The following is a 16,771-nucleotide window of genomic DNA, read 5'->3' as shown; positions in this document are numbered from 1 at the left end:
GGTGACAAGCTTACTTACACGTGTAACCATGAGGCCATGACCACCGACGACCTCGCCGCCCTCGTCAAGTCTCTCGACCTGCCGGCCAAGGTGCGCCTGCTCACCGGCGCCTCCGCGTTCACCCTCGCCACCGCGCCCGCGATCGAGCTGGGCGAGATGCGCTTCTCCGACGGACCCACCGGCGTGCGCGGCCTCAAGTTCTCCGGCGGCCGGGTGGTCTCGCTGTTCCCCAACGCCACGCTGCTCGCCTCCTCCTGGGACGAGCGCCTGCTGTACGAGGTCGGGGCCCTGCTCGCCGAGGAGGCGATGGCCCAGGAGATCCACGTGGTGCTCGGTCCCACCATCAACCTGCACCGTACCGCGCTCGGGGGCCGGCTCTTCGAGGCGTATTCGGAGGACCCGCTGCTCACCGGGCGGCTGGCCGCCGCGTACGTCCGCGGAATGCAGGAAAAGGGCGTCGCGGCGTGCCTGAAGCACCTGGTCGCCAACGAGTCGGAGACCGAGCGGAACACGATGGACAGCATCGTGGACGAGACGACGCTGCGCGAGCTCTACCTGCTGCCGTTCGAGATCGCCGTCGAGGACGCGAACGCCTGGTCGATGATGGCGGCCTACAACGACGTCAACGGGGTCGCCGCGACCGAGCAGCATCACGTGATCAACGAGGTCGTGAAGGGCGAGTGGGACTACGACGGCCTGATCATGTCGGACTGGTTCGCCACGAGGACGGCGGCGGAGGCGGCGAACGGCGGCCTCGACCTGGTCATGCCCGGCCCGTCCGGTCCGTGGGGCGACGCGCTGGTGCGGGCGGTCCGCGACGGCGACGTCGACGAGTCGGCGATCGACGACCACCTCGCGCGACTGCTCCTGCTGGCCCGGCGGGTGGGCGCGCTGGGCGCCGGGCGTTCCTGGCCGTCGTCGCTTCCGGACCCCGATTCGGCCGTACGCCGGGAGCAGCTCACCCGTCTTGCCGCTTCCGGGATGACGGTGCTCAAGAACTCCGGTGACGTGCTGCCGCTGGCGCGCGCCGGGTCGGTGGCGCTGATCGGCCGGCACGCCCTCGAGACGATCGACATGGGCGGCGGCTCGGCCCAGGTCAACCCGCCGCATCAGGTGAGTGTGGCCACCGGCCTGACCGCGGTGCTCGGTTCCGCGGTCACCGTCGTGGACGGCGTCGACGTGCGGGAGCGGCCGGTGCCCGCGCGCGACGGCTTCCTGACCGACCCCGAGACCGGGCAGGCCGGCATCCGGGTGACGCTGTACGACGCCGCCGGCGAGGTGCTGGAGGAGCGGTTCTGCCCGCAGTCCTCGACCATGATCGGCATGGACGACGACTTCGACGGCCCGGTCGCGTCGGCCCGGCTGACCGGGGTCGTCGCCTCCGCGTCCGGTGCGGTGGAGCTCGGTCCGATCGGGGTCGGGGACTGGACCGTCGCGGTGTCCGGCTTCTCCACGCTGGACTTCTCGCTGCGGGCCTCCGGGCACGGGTTCGGTGAAGAGGTGCTCACGCCGCCGCTGCGTACGGACCGCTTCTCGGTCGCACCCGGCGCGACGCTCACCGCCACCGTGACCCTCGCCTCGGACATGGGTTTGTTCGGCCTGATCGCCCACCACGCGTCCCGGTCCACCGTCGACGTGATCGACGAGGCCGTCCGCGCCGCCGCGGCCGCCGACGTGGCCGTGGTCGTGGTCGGCCTCACCGAGGAGCAGGAGACCGAGTCCGCCGACAAGTCCACCCTCGCCCTGCCCGGCGCCCAGGACGCCCTGGTCGAGGCCGTGGCCGGCGCCGCGCGCCGCACGGTCGTGGTCGTCAACGCCGCCACCCCGGTCCTGATGCCGTGGCTGTCCCGGGTGGACGCCGTGCTGTGGGCCGGCCTGCCCGGCCAGGAGGGTGGCCACGCCGTAGCGGCCGCCCTGCTCGGCGACATCGAGCCGGCCGGCCGCCTGGTCACCACGTTCCCGGCCGCCGACGGCGCCGCGCCCGCCTGGTCGGTCACCCCCGTCGACGGCAAGCTGCCGTACACCGAGGGCACCTTCATCGGCTACCGCGGCCACCACGCGGGCCGCGCGCCCGAGCCCGCCTTCTGGCTGGGTCACGGCCTCGGGTACGGCAAGTGGGAGTACCGCGACGTCCGCCTGGTGACCGGCGACGCCCCCGCCATCACCGCCACCGTCCGCAACGTGGGCGCCCGCCCGAGCCGCGAGGTGGTGCAGGTCTACCTGCGCCCGGTGGAGAAGGACGAGCCCATCCGCCTGGTCGGCTGGACGGCGGTGCGCGTGGCCCCCGGCGAGTCCGCCCGCGTGGTGGTCCAGACCGACGCCCGCCTGTGGCGCCGCTGGGATCCCGCCACGTCGTCGTGGTCCCGCCTGGCCGACGGCGGCGAGTTCCTGGTGGCCCGCGGCCTGGGCGACGTCCGCGCGATCGTCAGCTGAACGTGAAGAGCCGCTCCGGAAGCTCCCCGCCGTCCCCACCCACCCACCGGCACATCCCGACTCGATACCGAGCATCCGCCGGCGCCGCGTAGTCGAGCTCGACGAACCCGGCCCGCCCGAACTCCTCGCGCACCTCCTGGCCGCGGTCGGGCCCGTCGTCACCCTTCCCGCGGGTCCACACGACCGTTGCCCCGCGTCTCAGCAGCGCGGGCAGGGCCGCGATCGTCCGCCGCATGTCGTCGTCGCTGACGTTCCCGAAGACCCCGCAGGCCAGAAACAGATCGGCCCGCCCGATCCCGTCGTAGGTCCGCCGGTCCCCCGCATCGCCCACCCGCACCTCGACGCCGCCGCCCGCGTTACGCCGGGCGCGCTCGGCGAGCTCCGGGTCGAACTCGATCAGCACCGCCCGCGGCCCGTCCAGCAGGGGCAGCAGGTCCCGCCCGTCGCCGGCGCAGATGCTGACGACCAGGCCGCCGTCGCCCAACTCGGCCAGTGCCCGCCGCAGATAGCCCCGCACCACCTCGAGCCGCCGGGCCAGCGACGAACCCGGCACCTCGTAGTCGGCGTGCCATCCCACCCAGTCGCGTCCACTCACACCGACATTGAAGCCGGTTTCCCGCTCAGGCGTCGGTCGTGTCGTCGAGCCGCGCGGCGGCGGTCAGCTCGGCGTGCACACCGGAGGCGCCGGCGCGCTCGGTCTCCGGCTGCTCGCGCTCCCAATCGCGGGTAGCGGCCAGCAGCCCGGTCGTCGCGGCGGCCCGCGGCGTGCGCCTCAGGAAGCCCAGGATCCGCCGGAACCACCGGCGTTCGACCAGTTCCACGCGCCGCCTCCTCAACCGCACCACAAAGATCACGTGAAGCTAACGCCACATCCGGTCGCGAGCCGTCGTCCAACCCGGCGCTCCACCCTGGCCGATGGTCGCCCGGTTGATCATCTGTTTGTGCAGCTAGGACCGTCAGACGACCCACTGTGGCAATCGAGGCTCGCCCGGGGCCCCGCGCTCGCCCGGCCCCCGCCCGACCCCGCGCTCGCCCGGCCCCCGCCCGACCCCGCGCTCGCCCGGCCCCCGCCCGACCCTCGCCCGCCCGACCCTCGCCCGCCCGACCCTCGCCCGCCCGACCCCGCCCGGCCCTCGCCCGCCCGGCCCTCGCCTGCCCGACCCCCGCCCGCCCGACGCTCGCCCACCCGACCCAGCGCCGGCCAACCGCCGCGCTGGGCCCGCAGAGCCAAAGCCGCGCGTGTTGGTAAGCAGAGCGACACCGCCAACCCAGCGAGGCGCGCATAGGTAAGCAGAGCGACAACACCAACCCAGCGACGCGCGCATAGGTAAGCAGAGCAAAGGCGCCCGGATCAGGCCCGGCCGGCGACCACGTTCCCGGCCGAGCGCGGCAGCACGAACGCCTCGATCGCCGGGACCAGCAACAGGACCGCCAGCAGCGCGAAGGCGAAACGATAAGCGCTCTCATCGGCCAGCCCGACACCCGCGCCCAGGCGGACCAGCAGAGCGCCCGCCGCCACGCCCAGGCCGCCGCCCAGCTCCTGGACCGTCGACATCAAGGTGTTGGCGCTGGTCATGCGCGCAGCGGGGACGTCGGCGAAGGCCACCGTGTTGTACGTCGTGAAGCCGATCGACCGAAAGATCCCGCTCAGCGCCAGCAGGCCCAGCAGGAGCGGCAGCGGCGTGGTTACCTGGAGCAGCGCGATGCCGGCCAGGCACACCCCGGACGCGATGACGGCGCCCAGCATCACCGCGCGCATGCCGAAGCGGCGCATCAGCGGCGTGGTCACCGGCTTGATGCCGATGTTGCCGGCGAACAGCGCGATCACCAGCAGGCCCGCGTGGGCGGCGCTCCAGCCGAAGCCGATCTGGAAGAACAGCGGGAGCAGGAACGGGATGGCGGTGATGACGGCGCGGAACACCGAGCCGCCGAGGGCGGTCACGCGGTAGGTGCGCACGGCCAGGATGCGGAGGTCGACCAGGGGGCGCGAGGCGCGCAGCAGGTGGGCGATCGTCCCGCCGAGGGCGAGGGCGGCGACGATCAGGGCGCCGATCGCGAGCGGCCAGCGCGGGCGGGGCTCGGCCACCCCCTCCAGGCCGAAGACCAGGGCGGCGATGCCGAGGGCGGCGAGCAGGAAGCCGCGCAGGTCGAGCCGGCCGGGGGTCGCCGAGCGGACGGCGGGGACCAGGCGCAGCGCGAGGGGCAGCGCGGCGAGGCCGAGCGGGAGATTGATCAAAAAGATCCAGCGCCAGGAGGCGTACGTGCTGAGGATCCCGCCGAGGGCGGGCGCGACGAGGGGCGCCACCAGGGCCGGCCAGGTGAGGTAGGCGACGGCCCGGACCAGGTCGGTCTTGGCGGTGGTCCGGATGACGACGAGGCGGCCGACCGGCACCATCATGGCGCCGCCCACGCCCTGCAGGACCCGGGTCGCCACCAGCATCGGGAGGCTCTCGGCGGCCGCGCAACCGGCGGAGGCCAGGGTGAAGATGGCGATCGCCACCGCGAAGACGCGACGCGCGCCGAAACGCTCGGTGAGCCAGCCGCTGATCGGGATCAGGACGGCGAGCGTCAGCACGTACGCGGTGATGGCGACGTTGATCGTGACCGGCGCGACACCGAGATCGGCCGCGATGTGCGGGGCCGCGGGCGAGATGACGGTGGCGTCCAGGATCTCCATGAAGTACGCGCCGGCCACCAAGAGGGCCAGCCGGCGCGCGCCACGTTCCATTCCTAGATCATTTCCTCATCCGTACGCGCAGCGGAAGTGCCCGGCCGGAAGGAACCGCGCCGAACGTCAGGCGTTCCAGGAGTCGATGACCTGGTTGCCGTGCTCGAAGCCGAGCGTGGACAGCGTCGCCGTGCCCAGCTTGAGCTTGCCGCCGCCGCTCGCCGGCAGGCCGATCCAGCGGGCGCCCGCCACCCGCAGCGAGTGGCCGTGCGCGATCAGCGCGACGTCGCCGCGGTCGAGGAAGCTCGACGCGTGTGCGAGCACCCGGTCGAGCCGCGCGCCGACCTCGTCCGGCGACTCCCCGCCGGGCGCGCCGTCGGTCCACAGCGACCAGCCCGGGTCGGTCTCGCGGATGGTCGCGGTGGTGATGCCCTCGTACCGGCCGTAGTTCCACTCGGCCAGGTCCTCCGAGGTCTCGGTCACGGTCAGCCCGGCCAGCTCCGCGGTGTGCAGGGCCCGCCGGCGCGGGCTCGAGATGACCGCGGCGAAGCCGCGCCCGGCCAGCCGCTCGCCGGCCACGCGCGCCTGCCGTTCGCCTTCCACGGTCAGGTCGAGGTCGGTGTACGACGTGTGCCGCCCCGTCGCGCTCCACTCGGTCTGCCCGTGCCGGATCAGCACGATCTCCGCCATGTCTTCTTTCTACCGTGCCGCGCCCCGCGCCGCTTCGGATGTGCCCGGCGAAACCGCGTCAAGATCGTCACACCGGACCCGTTGCGCGCGGCCAGTCCATCTGCTTTTGTCGATCTAATCCGGTGGTCGTCAGGCGACCGGAAGGCTTCCGGCGGATCGGGGGTCATCGTGGGCGCAAGCGTGGTGAAATCGTTCGAGGCCGAGGTGGAGCGGGCGTTCCGCTTCCTGGTGTCGGAGTTCGGGCTGTCCGGTCCCGCCGGAGCCGGTCCGTCGCTGATCCGGTACTCGGGCGAGAGCCTGAACTACCAGATAATGTTCGACCCGGCCGAGCGCGCGGTGACGACGATCGTCGCCAAGGACATCGGCACGGTCCGCTTCACGGCCAAGCTCCCGGCGCTGGTGCTGGGCGCCGCGCTGGGCACGCCCGCCAACGTCCGCAGCGACGCCAGCACGCTGATCGAGCTGCGCGCCACGGTGCTGGCGCAGGCGGGCTACGTACGCCGGTTGCAGCCCTATCTGACGCCGCTGAACGTGGTCCCCCTGATGCGCGCCGCGCACGCCACCGAGCAGTCCAGCTGATCGGTCAGGCCGCGAGCATCGCGTTGAGGCGCTGGTCGGCCTCGGCCCGGACGACGCCGGCCGCCTGGGCTATCGCGGTCTGGAAGGTCTTGCAGGTGGGGCAGAAGCCGGGGCAGGTGCGCCGGTGGGTGCTGGCCGCCACCAGGACCATGTCGAGGAGCAGGTGCTGGGCGACGGCGGGGCGTTCCGTCTCGGGGGCGCTGGTCACCTGGTCGGTGAAGATGGCGACGACGCGGTCGTTCACCTCGTACTGCTCGGTGAGGGTCGCGATCCGGCGCAGGGCGTCGTCGAGGCCCATCAGCTGGCCCGCCGGACCAGGCGGGGGGCGCGCTCGGCGGCGATCGCCACGCGCAGGGCGGCCAGGGTCGTGGTCAGTCCGTAACGGATCGTGTCGCAGGTGCGGCAGTTCGGGCGGTCGCACTCGGCGTGGTGCTGCGCGGCGACGTCCAGGATGGTCCGCTGCATGGTGGCAGGCAGGAAGCCGTCGCGGACAGCCATCTCGCGGACACGTTCCTCGTGGACGCGCACCCGGTGCTCGGGCACCTGATAGTCGGCCGCGACGGCGGTGGTCTCTTCGAGGGCTTCCTGGAGGGTGTCGAGGGCGGTCACGTGAACTCCCCGTTGCCGGTCAGTTAAAGCTCCTGACCAGACCGTAGGGATCACCAGCCTCAGGTGCATCACCCTCGCAGCCCCATCGCGGTCGGGTTGATCGACATCGTGGTCGGCCGTTCAGCCGAGTCGATGTCCGGGCAGGTCGGACAAAGGCTCAATCCCGTACGGGCAAAAGGTCCTCGAAGTTGACCTGGAGAGCGAAGGGGTCACTCACCGTTACCGGATCGCGCCGCTCGAGCTCGCGGGCCAGCTCGTCCGCCGCCCGGGTGACGCGCGACCGGAGCGTGCCCTCGGCCGAGTCGGCGCCCCAGTCGTCGCTGGCCGCGAAGACGGCGGTCGGGATGACCACCGCGCGCAGGTACGCGAAGAGCGGCCGCAACGCGTGCTCGAGGGCGAGCGAGTGCCGGGCCGTGCCGGCCGTCGCCGCGATCAGCACCGGCTTGCCGGCCAGCGCGTCCTTGTCGAGAACGTCGACGAAGGACTTGAACAGGCCGCTGTAACTGGCCGTGAAGATGGGCGTCACCGCGATCACCGCGTCGGCCGCCGCGACGGCGTCCACCGCCTCCTTGAGCGCGGCCGGCGGGAAGCCGGTGAGCAGGTTGTTCGCGATGTCGTGAGCCAGCTCGCGCAGCTCGATGACGCGCACGTCCATGGGGAAGGCGGCCACCGCCGCCGCCGACAGCTGGTCGGCGAGCAGGCGGGTGGACGACGGCTGACTGAGGCCGGCCGAGATGACGACGAGAGTGCGCGTGTTCATGCCTTTACCTGAGCCTTCGAAGCGAGCAGGGACTCGTGGGTGGGAGCGTCGGGGACGTGGGCCGGCTTGAGCGCCGCGAACTCCTTGCGCAGCACCGGCACGACCTCCTCGCCGAGCAGGTCGAGCTGCTCGAGGACGGTCTTGAGCGGCAGCCCGGCGTGGTCCATCAGGAACAGCTGGCGCTGGTAGTCGCCCACGTACTCGCGGAAGCCGAGCGTGCGGTCGATGACCTGCTGCGGGCTGCCGACGGTCAGCGGCGTCTCCCGGGTGAAGTCCTCCATCGACGGTCCGTGACCGTAGACGGGCGCGTTGTCGAAGTACGGCCGGAACTCGTTCACCGCGTCCTGGCTGTTCTTGCGCATGAAGACCTGGCCGCCGAGGCCGACGATGGCCTGGTCGGGGTCGCCGTGGCCGTAGTGCGCCCAGCGCGAGCGGTAGAGCTCGATCATGCGCTGGGTGTGCGACGCCGGCCAGAAGATGTGATTGGCGAAGAAGCCGTCGCCGTAGTAGGCGGCCTGCTCGGCGATCTCGGGGCTGCGGATCGAGCCGTGCCAGACGAACGGCGGGACGTCGTCGAGCGGGCGCGGGGTCGAGGTGAAGCCCTGCAGCGGCGTGCGGAACTTGCCCTGCCAGTCGACGGTGTGCTCGCGCCACAGCCGGTGCAGCAGCGCGTAGTTCTCGATCGCCAGCGGGATGCCGGCCCGGATGTCCTTGCCGAACCACGGGTAGACCGGCCCGGTGTTGCCGCGGCCCATCATCAGGTCGACGCGGCCGCCGGAGAGGTGCTGCAGCATCGCGTAGTCCTCGGCGATCTTCACCGGGTCGTTGGTGGTGATCAGCGTGGTGGCCGTGCTCAGCAGCAGCGAGGAGGTCTGGGCGGCGAGGTAGGCCAGCGTGGTCGTCGGCGAGGACGAGAAGAACGGCTCGTTGTGGTGCTCGCCCAGCGCGAAGACGTCGAGACCGACCTCCTCGGCGTGCTTGGCGATGGTGACGATGTTCGTGATGCGCTCGTGCTCGCTCGGCGTGTGGCCCGTGGTCGGGTCGGTGGTGATGTCGCTGACGCTGAAGATCCCGAACTGCATGGCCCGCTCCCTCTGGCTTCGTGGTTCTGGCCGCCACAACGCGCCCGGCCGGAGAAGTATTTCAAAATTAAAGGATCTGCGCTGCGGCGCGGGTCACACCCGATCGAGCGTCGCCGGACCGGGTGCGCTCCTTTAACTGGATGTGGCCAAAAACGGGAATCGCACGTGTGGACTAGTGCGAAACGGGGGACCATGTCCTAATCTTCGTCCTCGTTCCTTGCGCCGAACGGCTGATGCGCAGTGACTAGAGGAACACGTAGAGTGAAGAAGCCTGTGCTGGAGGAGTCTCCGTGACCGGAAGCGTTGCGTTGAGAGGGGCGGTGAAGCCCCCTGTCACGAACGACGACGCGCCGTGGGACTCGTTCGACTCGGCCGACTACTACCTGCACAACTACGCGCGCCTGCGGGGCGACGACGCCCGCATCATCGACATCGTCGCGAACTTCTTCAAGGCGCACGGGCCGCGCAAGGTGCTGGGTCACGCGATCGACGTCGGCTCGGGCACCAACCTCTACCCGGCGCTGACCATGATGCCGTACTCGTCGAGCGTCACCCTCTTCGAGCGAAGCTTCACCAACCGCGCCTGGCTGTCGACCTCGCTGGAGAAGCCGCAGGACTCGTGGCGCGAGTTCTGGGAGCGCATCGCGCGCGGCCGCCCGGCGTACCACGGGTTCCGCGACCCGCTCGACGTCCTCGGCGGACTCGCCCGGGTCACCCCCGGCAACGTCTTCCAGCTCCGCCCCGGGCAGTACGACCTCGGCACGATGTTCTTCGTGGCCGAGTCGATCACCACCCGCAAGGACGAGTTCGAGCGCGCCACCCGCCACTTCGTCGGGTCGCTGCGGCCGTGGGGGCCGTTCGCGGCGGCGTTCATGCGCGAGTCCAAGGGCTACTCGGTGGGCGACGACTTCTTCCCCGCCTGTGCTGTCACCGAAAAGGACGTGGCCGAGTGTCTTGCCCCGGTGGCGCACATCCATCAGATTGAGATGGTGGAGAGCCACGGGCTCCGCGATGGTTACAGCGGCATGATCGTGGCGACTGGATGGAAGAGGTAGCACAGCCCACGGACGGGTAGGTGACGGCACACCTATGCAGATCCAGCCGCGGCAACAACTGCTCGATATCTGGCAGGCGACCGCCCGAGTGTCCTATCGCGACGGCGAGTGGATTCCTGACGGCCGCGACGGCGGCAACTCGATCTCCGACGCGGAACAGCTTCTGTGCATCATGGCCCCGGCCACGGCGATTCCGCTGTTCCGGCTCGACCGGCCCGACGCCGTCGCGAGCGACGTCCTCGAGAAGCTGCGCGGCCTGGGCGACAACCGGCAGATTCCGGTACGCCTGATCCGCGCGCTGACCGACTACATCGACCGGTACACGGCCCCCGACGGCACGCCCGTCTTCTCCGGCAGCGGCTACTTCCGCTCCGAGATCGACGGCGAGGAGATCAAGCAGGCCCAGCGCGACCTGGACGTGGTGGACTCGTTCTCCATCTCGATCACGCTGATGCTCGCGATCGTGGGCTTCACCAAGATCTTCCGGCAGGTGATCACCCGCCCGGTGCTGATCGAGCAGGTCACCCAGCTGGAGCAGAAGGCGAACGTGCGGCTGTCGGCGGCGATGACCGGGCTGCTGCGCAGTTTCGCGGTCAACGTCTTCTCGGCCGACAGCGACTTCGGCCGCGAGCTCATCCGTACGGTCAATCAGGAGCAACGCCCGATCCCGCAGGTGGTCGACGAGTTGCGCGAGGCGCTCCGGGAGATCAACGCCCGGCTCCGCGACGATGTCACCATCGGTTCCGGCGCCGCCGAGGGCAGCGAGCTCGACAACCCCAACCGGCTCTTCGAGTGTGGCTGGTCGTGGGGCGTCGTGCGGGACGCCCCGGAGATCCAGACCGACGCCGGCGTGGGCGTGCAGAAGCCCGGCGTCGCGCAGAACGCGCCCTACCTGTACTTCACCACCGTGGCCCTGGACGCCATCCAGGCGCTCTCCTCCGAGCGCACCCGGCTGCTCGGCCTGCTCGACCCCGAGCAGGCCCGTCTCTCCCAGTCGCTGCAGCTGCGCTTCGAGCTGACCCGGTCCTACTGGGCGACGATCGCCACCTTCGGCGCCGGGCGCTGGCCGCTGGAGGACATGCCCTGGCGGACCACCGACGGCATCGAGTTCGATTACTTCACCATGCTGATCAGCGGCATGGTCATGCAGAACATGCAGGTCGCCCGCACGTCGGACGCCGAGCGCCGCCGGGTCGCGGCCGTGCTCGAGGAGCTGGCCAACCGCAGCCGGATCACCCGGCGCTCGACCGAGCCCGAGAGCGCGATCCAGGTCCACTACCCCGGCCTGCACTTCCCGCTGGAGGGCAGCGAGGACGTGGGCGGGCCGACGCTGGCGTGGACGGTCGCCGACATCTCGCCGGTGCTGTTCCGCCGCACGCTCAACCTGGCCCAGATGCTCACCGACGGCGTGGCCCGCAGCCGGCTCATCGAGCTGTCCAACGCGATCTGGGACCACGTGCGGTCCCGGCTGATCACCGACGGCGAGGACCGCGGGCTGTGGGACCGGCCGGCCGGCGCGTTCACCTACCTGGCCGGGGCCGACGACGATCGCGGCGAGGTGTCCTGGTACTACACCAAGCGCGTGGTCGACTGCCTGGTCACCGCCGCCCAGATGATCCAGGAGCCGTCGCCGCCGAGCGACCTGCTCGGCCGGGTCGCCGAGGACCTGCTGAACGAGGCGGAGTACCTCTACGACCGGGAGCTGCTCAACGGCACCACGACCCGGGGCGAGGCGCTGCGGATCGAGCTGGAACGGATCGGCACCGAGCTGCGCCGGGCCCGTACGGTGCGACCGGGCCGTCCCGGCGTGGCGGTGGCGCTCGCCGAAGAGGTGCTGCGCCGGCTCGACCGCCTCTCGGCCGCCCGCCGCGCCGACAGCGGGGTGACGTGATGTTGATCTTCGCAACGTCCGACAAAGGCGGCACGGGCCGATCGGTCACGTCCTGCAACCTGGCCTACCGGTTCGCGCTCGGCGGCAAGGACGCCTGCTACCTCGACTTCGACTTCGGCTCGCCGACCGCCGGCGCGATCTTCGACCTGCCCGACGCGCTGGCCGGGGTCGCGGGCGGCGGCCTGCACAGCTACCTGATCGACGGCGAGACCGAGCCGCGCGAGATCAACATCTGGGCGTCGTCGCAGCGGGAGGCGCTGCGGTCGCGGCCGGGCGGCACCGGCGAGCTGACCCTGCTGCCGGGCGATCGCGGCCGGGGCGAGTTCAGCTCGGGGCCGGGCATCGTCGACCGCTGCACCGAGCTGCTGCTGCGCCTGGACGAGGAGTACGACCTGGTGCTCGTCGACCTGAGCGCCGGGCGTTCCTACGCCACCGAGATCGTGCTCGAGGCGACGGCGTCGGCGGCCATGAAGGACCGGGTGCTGGCCCGCTGGATCGTCTTCCACCGGTGGACCCGGCAGCACATCATCGCGGCGAGCAGCCTGGTGCAGGGGCCGCAGGGCATCCTCGAGACCGGCGAGCAGAAGGGTCACGTCAAGGCCGAGCTCTCCGAGAACATCAGGTTCGTCCGTACGGCGGTGCTCGACCCGTCGGCGCCGGAGCAGGCCGGGCTCCGGCCCGAGCAGCTCGCGTGGCTCGACGTGTGCAACCGCCGCCTGCAGGAGCTGGCCAGCCGCAGTGGCGTCGGTCAGGCGAAGCTGCTCGGCGAGGTGCCGCTGGACCCGGTTCTCCAGTGGCAGGAGCAGTTGCTGTCCAACGACGACGTGTGGATGTACCGGACGGCCAACGAGCGGACCGTCAACGCCCTCGAGGAGCTGGCCAAGAAGATCGTCGACGAGAGCGCGTGGGAGGGTCTGTGACGTTCACCGAGCTGAGCGCGGTTCCCGCGGTCCGGTCGGTCGCCCTCTCCCACCTGTCGATCGAGCTCGGCCACCTCTACATGGACGACTACAAGCTCGGCCCGGACCGGCTGCACGACCACTTCCGGCGGGTGGCGCCCTGGGCCCGGGTGGCGACCGAGCAGGTCACGGTGGCGCGCCCGCGGATCAGCACGTGCTTTTTGATCGACGACTACTTCACCCGCTTCTCGTCGCCGCGCGAGGTGGTGCCGGCGCTGGTCGAGGCCGCCGCCGCGGCCGACGTCGAGATCGACTACGTGGCCCGCGAGTCCGGCTGCGCCCGGATCGGCGATCTCGACCTGGCCGCGCTGGTGCAGGCGCACATCGTGGACGAGCCGCCGCCGGGCGCCAACGGGGGCCGGCCGCCGGCCAGCGTGTCGGGCTGGCTGACCAACGGCGAGCGGTCGCCGTCGACGGCCGCCTCGGCGATGTCGGCGCCGCGCCAGTGGGCGCCGCCGCGGGAGAACGCCGTCCGCAACCACTCGATCTTCGTGGACGTCGAGCTGTGGAGCGAGGAGCCGGGCGGCCGGAAGTGGTCGTGCCCGTTCCTGGCCGCGGTCTGGCAGCTCCAGCGGCTCGGGCTGCTGCGCAACCTGGGCGAGCCGGTCGCGTCGCCGGTGCTCGTCCCGGCCCAGGAGCTGCCGCCGGAATGGGACGAGATGCCGGCGATCGTCCAGCTCAACCCGAAGGCGGCGGCGCTCCGGGCGTACCGGACCTTCAACGTTCTTGATCGGCGTTTTCTGGCGATCGAGCATGCCGTACGCACGATCCTGAACCAGGTCGGGATCGACCCCCTGGTGTCGGGCCAGGTGCTGGCCCGCGCCGCCGACGAGGGACTGCGGCTGCCCGCCGAGGCGACCGAGCGGATCGACTACCTGTTCGTCTGAACCGGGCTCAGCTCCCGCGAGACGTCCCACAGCTCGCGGAACAGCTGCGAGCACTCCTTGACCCGGCCCTCGGTGAGCACGAGCCGGGTCTCGGCGACCTGGGCCTTGCTCGGATCGGTGGTGGTGGGTGTCGTCTCGTACGCCAGGATGTCGTCGAACAGGATGAGATCGCGCACCTGGACCTGCAGCGGGGTCGGCACCGCCATCCGGTCCAGCAGCCGCACCTCGATCATCATGGACCGCTGTTCCTGGTACGCGCGGCGCAGCTCCGGATCGTGCTCCATGTCCGGCGTCTCCAGCACGAAGATCCGCCGCACCCGCCGGCCGTCGCGGGCCGCCCGCCGCTGCGCGTCCAGGTAGCGCTGCCCGATCTCGCTGTGCCACAGGTCGTGGTCGACGGCGGCCAGGCTGATCGCGTCGACGCTCGCGGTCGCGGTGCGGGTGAGGCCGAGCAGCCAGTCCCGGTCCTCGCCGTAGTAGGTGACCGTGCCGCCCTCGGCGAGCTGCTTGAGGAAGTCCGACATCTCCTTGATCTTGTTCTGGACGAACTTGTAGACGATCGGCGGCGAGTCCGGCGAGATGTTGGTCGAGTTGCGCACCAGCTGGGTGACCAGGTCGGTCTGCAGCGCCGACGCCTCGATCAGCCCGAACAGGGCGGTCGCCTCGCTGATCTCCGAGAACGCGTCGCCGACCAGCTTCTTCATGTCCGCCATCCCGTCCCGCTCGAGCTGCTCGACCGCGGCCAGCCGATTCTCGAAGTCGACCAGGAAGCGGACCATCAGCGCGATGCCACCGATCAGGATCGACAGGATGATGCAGATCGCCTGCGGCTGGTCGAGCCCGTTGGTGACCAGGAACGTCACGCCGCCGGAGGCGACCGTGAGCAGCGCCGTCTTCACCACGCTCTCGCGGGCGTTGGCCGCCCGCACCTCGGCGCTCACCGGCGGGTCGCCGCGGACAGGGACTCGGCCAGCGCGACCGAGAACTGGTCGCGGACGCGCGTGGCCAGCGTCGTCCACTGCCGGCTGAACCCGGCCCCGCGCTCCAGCACCGTCCACATCGTCTCGGTGAGCTCGTCGGCGCGGGCGGCGGGCATCCACAGGTGCAGCAGGCGGTCGATGGCCGGCCCCAGCCGTCTCAGCGTGTCGCCGCGCGGAACCAGGCCGATCGCGGCCTTGCGGACGTTCTCGATCAGCGTGCCGAGCAGCCAGTCGTGCAGCGCTACGTCCTCGCAGACCGCGGCCAGCCGGCCGGGGTCGTGGCCGGGGTCGGCCTCACCGGCGTCGTCGCCGATCCGGAAGCGCAGCAGCCGCACCTTGCGGTCGTGGACCTCGAAGCGAACCTTCGAGATCCCGTCGCCGCCGCTCTCCGCCACCCACTTCAGCCGCGACCGCGCCGCCCGGAACTCCTCGGCGCCGCCGTTCGTGGCGCCCTGCACCTCGTTGGTGGCGCGCTGGGCGACGGCGCCCAGGTCGAGCGTCGTGCGGGACCGTCCGGTCGAGGCCAGCGCGTCGGCGATGTCGTCCCATTTCGGGCGGCCGATGGTCTCGATCCGGCCGGGGCGGGCGAGGTAGTGGGACCACGGACGCCGGGCGGTGTGGTCGGAGGAGACGATCTGCGCGTACGCCGATCCCTGCACCACCTCGTTGTCGGTGATCGCCGCGCGCTGCAGCGCCGTGCCGATTCCCCGCACCTGGTTTCCCCCCAGTGCACAGTCGACGCCGACCGGCCGCTCCGGGGAGCGCACATAGGACCGTGGCCGGGTGGAGACCAGCACCCGCTCACCCGCCACGAGCCGGACGAGGCTCTGCCCGTCATCGCCGGCCGGGTCGCGGCCGCGCAACAGTCCGGTGTCCACCTCACCCACGATGAGCACGAGGGCCCCCCATCAGTCGACGGCGCGGGGACCTGAGGGTGGGTGGGTCGTCGATGACCGTCTACGCGCGCCCCAGCGGCGCGTCCCCGCCCGCATGACGCCAGCGTGTCGATTCCACCCCAAAGACTTTCGGAATGCAACCGTGGGTGATCGATCCTTTGCGTTCGGTGCGCATAGCACTCGGCGGCCGGGTGATTCAACCCCACGATGCCGAAGTGCGCATTGTCCGCACATTCACGTTCCTCACGTGGCATCGCCCCCGCGTCGGAGCATCGATCACCGTTAGCTTCGAACGATGGACCGACCCGATGTGCTCGTCGTCGGCGCCGGTGTCTCCGGGCTGACCACGGGCGTGCGACTGGCCGAGCGGGGCGTGCGCGTCCGGATCCGCGCCGAGGCCGCCCCCGGCGCGACCAGCTCGGCCGCCGCCGGCGCGATCTGGGATCCGATCTACGCCGAGCACCCCCGCGTGGGCGCGTGGGCCGCGCGCAGCTACGAGGTTTTCTCCACGATGGCCCGCGAGGGCTTCCCCGGCGTGCGCCTGGTCGACGGCGTCGAGGCGTCCCGGAAGGCGATGGCGTCGCCGGAGTGGGCGCGGTTCCTGCCCGGGTTCCGCGAGTGCACGCCGGCGGAGCTGCCGAAGGGGTTCGTGCACGGCTGGCACTACACGGCCCCGATCATCGACATGCCGCCGTACCTGGCCGCGCTCGAGGCGATGGTCCGCGCGCCCGGCGCCGACCTGCGATTCGGCGCGCGGATGACGTCGCTTGCCGACGGCTTCGCCGACGCCCCGATCGTGGTCAACTGCAGCGGGGCGGGCGCCCGCGAGCTGGTCCCCGACCCGTCGGTGAAGCCGATCCGCGGCCAGCTGGTGGCGATCGCGAATCCCGGCCACCGCGAGTTCTTCGCCGAGCACACCGAGCAGCTCGGCGAGATGATCTACCTGCTGCCCCAGGGCGACATCCTGCTGCTGGGCGGCAGTGCCGAGGAGGGCATCGCCGACCCCGACCCCGACCCGCTGGTGGCCGAGGCCATCGTCAAACGCTGCGGCGACATCTTTCCCGAGATCCGCAACGCCGAGATCCTCGGCCACCGCGGCGGCATCCGCCCCTCCCGCCCGATGATCCGCCTGGAGCACGAGCCTCTCGGCGACGGCTACATCGTCCACAACTACGGCCACAGCGGGGCCGGGGTGTCGCTGTCCTGGGGTTGCGCCGACGATGTGGTGTCCATCGTGCTCGGGCTGCTCGGCCGCGCCTGAGCCGCCGCCCTCGCCCCGGCC

17 protein-coding genes are annotated in these 16,771 nt (G+C 71.4%); 7 read left to right on the top strand and 10 right to left on the bottom strand.

Features of this window, described 5'->3' with window-relative positions; genetic code table 11:
* Positions 1-36 precede the first annotated feature (36 nt).
* Complete coding sequence (locus tag ACZ6TB_RS10125) at positions 37-2,433, top strand: beta-glucosidase (RefSeq protein ID WP_465552720.1); 2,397 nt, start codon at positions 37-39, stop codon at positions 2,431-2,433.
* On the opposite strand, the gene ACZ6TB_RS10120 is transcribed toward ACZ6TB_RS10125, so the two are convergent.
* The 4 genes from ACZ6TB_RS10120 to ACZ6TB_RS10105 form a co-directional block, all read right to left on the bottom strand.
* Positions 2,426-3,028, bottom strand: a complete 603-nt coding sequence (locus tag ACZ6TB_RS10120) for a class I SAM-dependent methyltransferase (protein ID WP_465552718.1) — start codon at positions 3,026-3,028, stop codon at positions 2,426-2,428. The genes ACZ6TB_RS10125 and ACZ6TB_RS10120 overlap by 8 nt on opposite strands.
* Before the next feature lie 25 nt (positions 3,029-3,053).
* Complete coding sequence (locus tag ACZ6TB_RS10115) at positions 3,054-3,254, bottom strand: hypothetical protein (protein ID WP_465552716.1); 201 nt, start codon at positions 3,252-3,254, stop codon at positions 3,054-3,056.
* Between the two features lie 530 nt (positions 3,255-3,784).
* Positions 3,785-5,161 (bottom strand): MFS transporter, encoded by a 1,377-nt coding sequence (locus tag ACZ6TB_RS10110; protein WP_465552714.1) that lies wholly within the window; start codon positions 5,159-5,161, stop codon positions 3,785-3,787.
* Between the two features lie 66 nt (positions 5,162-5,227).
* The gene (locus ACZ6TB_RS10105) at positions 5,228-5,791 is read right to left on the bottom strand and encodes a histidine phosphatase family protein (RefSeq protein WP_465552712.1); all 564 of its coding nucleotides are present in this window, start codon (positions 5,789-5,791) and stop codon (positions 5,228-5,230) included.
* Positions 5,792-5,971: 180 nt separating this feature from the next.
* Between ACZ6TB_RS10105 and ACZ6TB_RS10100 the strand changes: the two genes are divergently transcribed.
* A complete protein-coding gene (locus tag ACZ6TB_RS10100; RefSeq protein WP_465552710.1) occupies positions 5,972-6,370 on the top strand; it encodes a hypothetical protein in 399 nt (132 codons plus the stop codon).
* A 4-nt stretch (positions 6,371-6,374) separates the two neighbouring features.
* On the opposite strand, the gene ACZ6TB_RS10095 is transcribed toward ACZ6TB_RS10100, so the two are convergent.
* From ACZ6TB_RS10095 to ACZ6TB_RS10080, 4 genes are all read right to left on the bottom strand, one after another.
* On the bottom strand, positions 6,375-6,668 hold the full coding sequence (locus tag ACZ6TB_RS10095; RefSeq protein WP_465552708.1) for a hypothetical protein: 294 nt from the start codon (positions 6,666-6,668) through the stop codon (positions 6,375-6,377).
* Positions 6,668-6,979, bottom strand: coding sequence for a hypothetical protein (locus ACZ6TB_RS10090; RefSeq protein ID WP_465552706.1), 312 nt, complete (start codon positions 6,977-6,979; stop codon positions 6,668-6,670). The genes ACZ6TB_RS10095 and ACZ6TB_RS10090 overlap by 1 nt, the downstream gene beginning before the upstream one ends.
* A 157-nt stretch (positions 6,980-7,136) precedes the next feature.
* Positions 7,137-7,739: a CE1759 family FMN reductase gene (locus ACZ6TB_RS10085; protein ID WP_465552704.1), complete on the bottom strand. Its 603-nt coding sequence runs from the start codon at positions 7,737-7,739 to the stop codon at positions 7,137-7,139.
* Positions 7,736-8,821, bottom strand: coding sequence for an LLM class flavin-dependent oxidoreductase (locus ACZ6TB_RS10080; protein WP_465552702.1), 1,086 nt, complete (start codon positions 8,819-8,821; stop codon positions 7,736-7,738). Before ACZ6TB_RS10080 ends, ACZ6TB_RS10085 begins: the two co-directional genes overlap by 4 nt.
* Positions 8,822-9,141: 320 nt before the next feature.
* On the opposite strand from ACZ6TB_RS10080, the gene ACZ6TB_RS10075 reads away from it, so the two are divergent.
* Genes ACZ6TB_RS10075 through ACZ6TB_RS10060 form a run of 4 tightly spaced genes read left to right on the top strand, consistent with a single transcriptional unit; the run spans position 9,142 to position 13,613 of the window.
* The gene (locus ACZ6TB_RS10075; RefSeq protein WP_465552700.1) at positions 9,142-9,876 is read left to right on the top strand and encodes an SCO2525 family SAM-dependent methyltransferase; all 735 of its coding nucleotides are present in this window, start codon (positions 9,142-9,144) and stop codon (positions 9,874-9,876) included.
* A 34-nt stretch (positions 9,877-9,910) separates the two neighbouring features.
* Positions 9,911-11,767: an SCO2524 family protein gene (locus ACZ6TB_RS10070; RefSeq protein WP_465552698.1), complete on the top strand. Its 1,857-nt coding sequence runs from the start codon at positions 9,911-9,913 to the stop codon at positions 11,765-11,767.
* Complete coding sequence (locus tag ACZ6TB_RS10065) at positions 11,767-12,687, top strand: SCO2523 family variant P-loop protein (RefSeq protein WP_465552696.1); 921 nt, start codon at positions 11,767-11,769, stop codon at positions 12,685-12,687. Before ACZ6TB_RS10070 ends, ACZ6TB_RS10065 begins: the two co-directional genes overlap by 1 nt.
* The gene (locus ACZ6TB_RS10060) at positions 12,684-13,613 is read left to right on the top strand and encodes an SCO2522 family protein (RefSeq protein ID WP_465552694.1); all 930 of its coding nucleotides are present in this window, start codon (positions 12,684-12,686) and stop codon (positions 13,611-13,613) included. Before ACZ6TB_RS10065 ends, ACZ6TB_RS10060 begins: the two co-directional genes overlap by 4 nt.
* Here the strand turns inward: ACZ6TB_RS10060 and ACZ6TB_RS10055 are convergent.
* Together ACZ6TB_RS10055 and ACZ6TB_RS10050 are read right to left on the bottom strand one after the other, a co-directional pair.
* Positions 13,598-14,554: a DUF6879 family protein gene (locus ACZ6TB_RS10055; protein WP_465552692.1), complete on the bottom strand. Its 957-nt coding sequence runs from the start codon at positions 14,552-14,554 to the stop codon at positions 13,598-13,600. The two genes, ACZ6TB_RS10060 and ACZ6TB_RS10055, sit on opposite strands and share 16 nt — an antisense overlap.
* Complete coding sequence (locus tag ACZ6TB_RS10050; protein ID WP_465552690.1) at positions 14,551-15,471, bottom strand: SCO2521 family protein; 921 nt, start codon at positions 15,469-15,471, stop codon at positions 14,551-14,553. Before ACZ6TB_RS10050 ends, ACZ6TB_RS10055 begins: the two co-directional genes overlap by 4 nt.
* 313 nt (positions 15,472-15,784) lie before the next feature.
* Here ACZ6TB_RS10050 and ACZ6TB_RS10045 point away from each other — a divergent pair, with 313 nt between their 5' ends.
* A complete protein-coding gene (locus tag ACZ6TB_RS10045; RefSeq protein WP_465552688.1) occupies positions 15,785-16,750 on the top strand; it encodes an FAD-dependent oxidoreductase in 966 nt (321 codons plus the stop codon).
* The last annotated feature ends 21 nt before the right edge of the window (positions 16,751-16,771 follow it).

The organism is Actinoplanes sp. NPDC051537 (assembly GCF_055586105.1).
The sequence above is the reverse complement of the archived record's forward strand: the minus strand, read 5'-3'. Positions and strand labels throughout refer to the sequence as shown.

Bases quoted from the DNA above. Each gene is read 5' to 3' on its own strand.
- ACZ6TB_RS10095 (WP_465552708.1), bottom strand. From the start codon at position 6,668: ATGGGCCTCGACGACGCCCTGCGCCGGATCGCGACCCTCACCGAGCAG.
- ACZ6TB_RS10045 (WP_465552688.1), top strand. From the start codon at position 15,785: ATGGACCGACCCGATGTGCTCGTCGTCGGCGCCGGTGTCTCCGGGCTG.
- ACZ6TB_RS10065 (WP_465552696.1), top strand. From the start codon at position 11,767: ATGTTGATCTTCGCAACGTCCGACAAAGGCGGCACGGGCCGATCGGTC.
- ACZ6TB_RS10080 (WP_465552702.1), bottom strand. From the start codon at position 8,821: ATGCAGTTCGGGATCTTCAGCGTCAGCGACATCACCACCGACCCGACC.
- ACZ6TB_RS10085 (WP_465552704.1), bottom strand. From the start codon at position 7,739: ATGAACACGCGCACTCTCGTCGTCATCTCGGCCGGCCTCAGTCAGCCG.
- ACZ6TB_RS10125 (WP_465552720.1), top strand. From the start codon at position 37: ATGACCACCGACGACCTCGCCGCCCTCGTCAAGTCTCTCGACCTGCCG.
- ACZ6TB_RS10105 (WP_465552712.1), bottom strand. From the start codon at position 5,791: ATGGCGGAGATCGTGCTGATCCGGCACGGGCAGACCGAGTGGAGCGCG.
- ACZ6TB_RS10070 (WP_465552698.1), top strand. From the start codon at position 9,911: ATGCAGATCCAGCCGCGGCAACAACTGCTCGATATCTGGCAGGCGACC.
- ACZ6TB_RS10110 (WP_465552714.1), bottom strand. From the start codon at position 5,161: ATGGAACGTGGCGCGCGCCGGCTGGCCCTCTTGGTGGCCGGCGCGTAC.